This is a genomic window from Microcoleus sp. T3_A4 (assembly GCF_036700465.1).
In the GTDB taxonomy this organism is placed as follows: Bacteria; Cyanobacteriota; Cyanobacteriia; order Cyanobacteriales; family Microcoleaceae; genus Microcoleus.
The window spans coordinates 1-5556 of the sequence record NZ_JAUBOY010000104.1; the positions used below are offsets into that span (position 1 = coordinate 1).

A 5556-nucleotide genomic window follows, 5' to 3' on the forward strand; every position below is an offset into this window, starting at 1 on the left:
CTTTTTTTGGCATAGGGGGTTTGGCGTCCCTGTGAATCGGCTGCCCTTAATTATAACTAATTATCCGAACCTGATATAAGTCGCCACCAAAAAACGCCCCTATGAAACAAGGGAAAAGTCTCCAAAGGCTCTCTACTGGCTGACTTAAACCTGTTTACATAGTGTTACATTATTCGGTTTAATCCCGCCTACCTACTTACCGGTACGGCTGTTAGTGCCGGGATGGATAGGCTGATTGACGTAGAGAAAGCGAGGCAATCAATCCTGTCACAGTGTAATCGCTCCACTGTTGATAAGCTGAGTAAGGGTCTTTTCTATAGAGGAGGCAAAAATACTGTATTTAAAGCTAGTTAACCATTTGAGCGAAAAGGCCGATCGGGAAAATAGCTCTGGGGTTGGGACTTTAACTTAGAAGTGATATCGTAGAATCGGTAGATAGTAGATTTCCGGCTGTCAAACAACTTGAGAATTGAATCAATGACAATTTCTGTAACTATCGGGTTAAAGTGGGAAATAAAGTCGTCGGCGTTGAGATTTTCTCGAAAAAATTCCTTAGCTCGATCGCACTGATAGCGCATTTCGTCAAAGCCAACAATTTTTACCACAAACGTTGTCAGGGGCGAACTCTCCAAATCGTTATTAGAAGTGCTTTTAGCTCGCCCATTTTCTAATAAATTCAATACTTCCGCTTCTAAACTAATTTTAGGTTTATAAGGTTTCTCTATTTCGGGAAAAAAGCTTTCCAAGCGCACGCAGTTAGGAGATTGAGCCGGGATTCCTCCCATCATCATCGCCAGAGAAACCTCAATCCCCAAATCCGAAGAAAGAGCTTCTAGTAGGGCTAGGGCAGACAGTTTGCACCCCAAATAAAGCTTCGCAATTTCGATATTGTACTTAGCAGTAGCTTCCCAGCCCTGATAGGTGCGATCGTCTGGATATCCCTCAAACTGTCGGAAAATTATTTCAGGCTTAAGATAATTCAGAAAACCTTCCATCTTGAGCAAAGCAACTCGGTAGTCGCGAACCGTGTAAAAACCGCAGCAGATGAGATTGTGATTGGTTTCCGGCAGTAAATTCCAGGTATTTGCCAAAAAATGGGCTGAACTATGGTGAGCAAAACTCATCACATCCCGGTTAGAGATTCGCACAGCTTTTTTCACCGTTTCCCGCATTTCCCCGTCAGTCAAACTGAGGTTAAACAGGCTATTTATTGCTTGCAAGCGGTCATAAAGGCGCTGGCTTACCGTTACTCCTGCATCGGCGGCGCGAAACGGAATTGTTGCTTCAATGCAGCCTGCAATTTGAAGCAATTGCTCGCGTGTGAGAAATGGTTCTAGAGCTTTTGCTGCTACGACAGCGCTGAGAAATTCGTTTTGTCCAGCGAAAGGATTGAGGACTTCGCCCGGTTCAAAATTGAATACCAGCATTACCATCTCGAAGGTAGCATCCGCAGACAGTTCAGATTTATCCCGAATTTGTAGTTGTTTGTTAACCTCTTTTGCAACAGGAGTGATGTAGTAGCTGACGTTAAAGTTAATGCTGCGATCGACTTGCACGTAGACGGTATCGTGAAATAAAGCTGCCAAAACCTCGATCGCGTCTTCCTTTCCCCCCACATCAAAAATATGTTCGGGAGTGTGAAAAAACCGCCAGGGCCCCATCATCGGCTGAACAATCAGTTCGGCAATCCGAGCGACTTCACTTGGTTCGACTTTTGCTTCCAGGCGATCGAGCGCCCAAATTAGCCTTTCTAAGCACTGTAAGTAGGCTTGTTTGCTATCCATCACAGTCTTTACCAATAACATTGCTGTCAGTCGATTTTAGATTTTAGATTTTAGATTTTAGATTTTATCCACAGATGAATCTGGGAGTTTGTACCTGAGTCTAAAATTTTTATATCTCCACGACAGGAGTCGTTCGCAAGTATCCGTTTGTGGGCGAGTTACGTCAGCCACCCTGCTGTTATTTTGATTCTTTCATAGATGCGCCCCGGCTTTTGTGAGTTGGGATTTTTGAGCTTTTTGTTGAAGACTTTAGCGGCAATTTAGGAGGCAAATACTTACTTAAAATCAACTTAATTTCCGGTTGCTGACCTCCCCTGTTTTCCTAGTCTAATTAGCACAAAATATGACAAGTAAATTACATAAATTGCTAAACCTATCAGACCCAACAATCCCAAAAATTGAGGGTTTGCCGCAGGGTGAAACATTTGTTTGTAGAGCCAAGGTGGATCTAACCAAACTCGGCAAAAAGGTTCGTCAATTACTTGAATTTGAGATTTAAAAGCACAGCTTAAGAAGGGAAGTTGAGCTAGAGCGCCCAAACCGCTGTAAACAGTAATTGCCCACCGCCAAGCTGTAAAAGCCAGTTTCAGGGGCGACTGCGGTCGATCGGCAATTTCTTCGTTTAAATCCTCCCAAAACCAGAGACTAGCAGGAATTAAAGCCCTCCCAATCACCGACGATACAAAGCTCACAGGCAGCGCAGCCATCATCAGGTAAAGTGTAATTGCCAGCAAACTCGCCACCCGCCAATAAATAATCGACAAACGGACGATCGCCTCAGCTTTTGCCACAACAGCCCAAATCAGCACTACCAGCGGGATCGAAATTGTTAATAACACAGACAACCGGTAATCCATCCAGACTAGCGGTTGAAACCAAGGCCCGGTGGCTGCCAATAAAAGACTCAACATCTTTGGGAAAATATACTCACTTATTTGTCACAAATTTTACTACAAAAATGCTAAAAAATCAGCAACCAGAACACGGTCTTAATGTTTTAGTTACTGCTACCTTTTCTAAGGTACTTGGCGCGCTTTGAAGGGTACTTGAGACACGATAGACGGCAATACCCTTGAGTTAAAACTGTTTATTCCTCAGATATCTCCTTCCCATCCTCGCCTCCCTTGGGGGATGCAAGAGCAAATTATTGTCCCCCTTGGGGGGCGAGGGGGAAGCTGGCGGATTTGAACCGTATTGGGATAGAGGGCCAATCTCGCCATTATTTCAAGGCTCAACCCCTAAAATAAAATTCTCCCGCGCCAAAAGTTAGATTTCGGCGCGGGAGGGAAGGCATAGAGCTAAATGGCTCGTTTATTCCTCGTAGATGCGGCACTCAGCAGCGTCAGGATTGTCGTCGCAAAATTTTTCAAAAGAATTCTTAGGTTTGACTTGCTTTTGGTGGGAAGCTTCTGCTTGCAGTTCTTCAACTGCGTCCCACGCCGCCGCGCATTCCCCGGAAGTGGCGCCCTTGAGGTCACAGACGGTACGAGCGCTTTCTAGTTCTTCTTCAATTTTTTCTTGGATGTTGCCTGCGGGTGTTGTTGTCATAAAACTTGTTGGTAGGAAAGTGTAGGAGAATATGGTTGTCCCCGACCTATTTCTAGGTAATGTTAGCACGCGCCTTTGTTTAGTGAGCTTGTTCGGCTAACGGCACGTCCTTAACCCAAATAAAGATGTTTAACCGTTAACGACAGAGCAAGGGACTAGCTAAGCATCCGCTTGGTGTCATAACTCAAAAAACATAGACTTCTAAAGTCTTAGGCGGGTCAACTGTGGTTTAAGTCTTAGGCTCGAAGCGAGCGTGTCTTTAGACCTGGGTCGTTGACCTTATTAAGTAAGAAAGGTTTTCTTTTTGGATGTTAGTTTGGGTTGGATTTGCTGTTTCGGTCTGGCGACCCCAGCTAATAATAGCTTGAGATACGCTGCTGTTGCAGCAGCCCAGAGAGAAACCATCCATAACTGCGATCGCAGCAGCCGTCTCTACTTCCTGCTTTACTCTAGCCCGTCGGGGGGGGAAGAGTCCACAGGCATCAATGTAGGTCGAGCTGACCTTACTTTTGATGAAAACATTACACGAGGTTGGTGTGTCAAACTGTATTGAGCTTTATCTTTTAAGATTTAGCTGAATACGGCATTTAACACTAAACAGATTAATGGGGCACTCATGTTAACTTATGTTAACACAAGAACTGCAATCGATGGGAATCGATCGCCCAAGAATAGCGTCCCCCCAGTGGCCAGTTCCGGTTAGCCTAATGTATAGAGATAGTTTTATAGAGAAGTTTGCCTTATGTACACCCAAAACCAAATGCAATGGGTCAGCGCTTTATCAACCCGTCCCTCTTTGGAATCAGCCCTCAAAGAAGTTATAGAACAAGCCGATCGCGACCTAGAAGGCCCGGCTGATTTAGCGCTGATATTTATCTCATCTGCCTTTGCCAGCGAGTATTCTCGGCTGATGCCTTTACTTCGAGAACTGCTGCCCGTACCCGCGATCCTAGGTTGTGGCGGGGGAGGAGTCATCGGCACGAACCGGGGCGGCCTCACCGAAGAAGTCGAGGGATCTCCCGCAGTCAGCCTGAGTCTGGCGCGCTTACCGGGAGTGAATGTCAGAACTTTTCACGTCGGTGCAGAAGAACTGCCGGACTTAGATAGTCCCCCGGATACTTGGGTGGAGCTCTTGGGCGTGCCGGCCCAGGAAGAACCGCAGTTCATCATCTTGGCAGACCCCTTTTCCGCAAAAATTAACGATTTGCTGCAAGGGCTAGATTATGCCTATCCGGGCGCGGCCAAGGTAGGAGGACTCGCCGGGGGGGACGGTGCGGGCAGGGGCGCGGCGCTGTTTTGCGACTATCACCTTTACCGAGAAGGGACGGTTGGGGTAGCTTTGAGCGGCAATATAGTTTTGGAAACGATCGTCGCTCAAGGCTGCAGGCCGATCGGGCATCCTTATCGGGTGACGGAAGGAGAGCGGAATATTTTGCTGAAACTCGAAGAACAAACCGATGATAGCGGCAGCGGGGGCATCGAGCGATCGCCCTTAGAGGCCCTGCGAGAGTTAGTTCAAACTTTGAGCGAAGAAGACCGAGAATTAGCCCAGCACTCGTTATTTGTAGGCTTAGTCAGCGATGAATTCAAGCTGACATTAGAGCCGGGAGATTTTTTAATCCGCAATCTGTTGGGAGTAGATCCCAAAGTGGGGGCAATTGCGATCGGCGATCGAGTCCGTCCCGGACAGCGCATCCAATTTCACCTGCGGGACGCGCGCACCTCCGCAGAAGACCTAGAAATGCTGCTCGATCGCTATCAGCGGGCCGCCGAGTACAGTGGTACATCCAGCGCCGGCGCCTTGATGTTCTCTTGCCTGGGGCGCGGTGAAGGGCTTTACGGCGAATCGAACTTTGACTCCCGACTGTTCGGCCGATACCTCAAAAACATCCCCTTGAGCGGCTTTTTCTGCAACGGCGAAATCGGCCCCGTCGGCGGCAGCACATTTCTGCACGGCTACACATCCGTATTCGGGATTTGCCGCCAAAATTCATAATTGGTGAACTGATGACTGTTGACTGATGACTGTTGACTGTTGACTGTTGACTGATGACTGATGACTGTTGACTGATGACTGTTGACTGTTGACTGTTGACTGTTGAAAATCTAAAATCTAAAATCTAAAATCGCCTGATGACCAATAAATAGGGCTTGCTGAATAAGTGGTTCAAGTAAACAGTGTATAGATTTTCGGACGAAGAAAGGTAGTAATGGTGCAAGAAAA

At 46.9% G+C, this 5556-nt stretch carries 5 protein-coding genes; 2 read left to right on the forward strand and 3 right to left on the reverse strand.

The features are described 5' to 3' along the window. Positions 1 to 350 precede the first annotated feature (350 nt). The 3 genes from QUA07_RS29440 to QUA07_RS29450 form a co-directional block, all read right to left on the reverse strand. Positions 351 to 1805 (reverse strand): hypothetical protein, encoded by a 1455-nt coding sequence (locus QUA07_RS29440; protein WP_333332689.1) that lies wholly within the window; start codon positions 1803 to 1805, stop codon positions 351 to 353. 269 nt (positions 1806 to 2074) lie between these two features. Beyond that, entirely contained in the window at positions 2075 to 2695 is a 621-nt protein-coding gene (locus QUA07_RS29445) for a DUF3177 family protein (RefSeq protein ID WP_333045632.1), read from the reverse strand. Positions 2696 to 3095: 400 nt separating this feature from the next. Then, positions 3096 to 3332, reverse strand: a complete 237-nt coding sequence (locus QUA07_RS29450) for a Calvin cycle protein CP12 (protein WP_190662788.1) — start codon at positions 3330 to 3332, stop codon at positions 3096 to 3098. 304 nt (positions 3333 to 3636) lie between these two features. Here QUA07_RS29450 and QUA07_RS29455 point away from each other — a divergent pair, with 304 nt between their 5' ends. Together QUA07_RS29455 and QUA07_RS29460 are read left to right on the forward strand one after the other, a co-directional pair. After that, entirely contained in the window at positions 3637 to 3885 is a 249-nt protein-coding gene (locus QUA07_RS29455) for a hypothetical protein (RefSeq protein ID WP_333332692.1), read from the forward strand. Positions 3886 to 4074: 189 nt separating this feature from the next. Further along, complete coding sequence (locus tag QUA07_RS29460; protein WP_333332695.1) at positions 4075 to 5328, forward strand: FIST N-terminal domain-containing protein; 1254 nt, start codon at positions 4075 to 4077, stop codon at positions 5326 to 5328. The last annotated feature ends 228 nt before the right edge of the window (positions 5329 to 5556 follow it).